The organism is Caballeronia telluris (assembly GCF_001544495.1).
In the GTDB taxonomy this organism is placed as follows: domain Bacteria; phylum Pseudomonadota; class Gammaproteobacteria; order Burkholderiales; family Burkholderiaceae; genus Caballeronia; species Caballeronia telluris.
The window spans coordinates 1-559 of record NZ_FCNZ02000159.1 but is presented as its reverse complement, the minus strand read 5'-3'; the positions used below and the strand labels follow the sequence as shown (position 1 = coordinate 559).

Sequence of the window (559 nt, the reverse complement as noted above, 5' to 3'; positions counted from 1 at the left end):
TGCAGATGGAATGGGCACCACCCACCTGAACGGCATCGGTGTGCCAAAGTTGAGGTCTGACGTTCGACTGAAGTGGAGGTACCCGAAATGGAAATTACCGCTGTTGGTGTGGATATCGCCAAGCACGTCTTCCAGGTGCACGCCGTGGACGCCCGTGGACATACCGTATGCCGTAAGCGTCTCAGCCGATCACAAATGGCGCCGTTCTTCGCCCGTCTCTCGCCCTGCCTAATCGGCATGGAGGCCTGCGGCAGCGCACATTACTGGGCACGCAGGCTGGCTGCGATGGGACATACGGTGAAGCTGATGGCGCCGCAATTCGTCAAGCCTTACCTGAAGACGAACAAGAATGACATGAACGATGCCGAAGCCGTCTGCGAAGCAGTGCAACGACCGAACATGCGCTTCGTGGCCGTCAAGACGGTCGAGCAGCAAAGCATCCTGCATTTACATGTAAGCCGGCAGCTACTCGTCAAGATGCGCACCCAGGTCAGCAACCATCTCCGCGGCCTGCTCAGCGAGTACGGACTGATCCTGCCTCAAGGCATCTGCCATCTCG

General features: G+C 58.3%; 1 protein-coding gene. It reads left to right on the top strand.

Annotated elements, in window-relative coordinates; genetic code table 11:
• Positions 1-87: 87 nt before the first annotated feature.
• On the top strand, positions 88-559 hold a 472-nt coding region (locus AWB66_RS33465), incomplete at its 3' end, for an IS110 family RNA-guided transposase (RefSeq protein ID WP_125469903.1).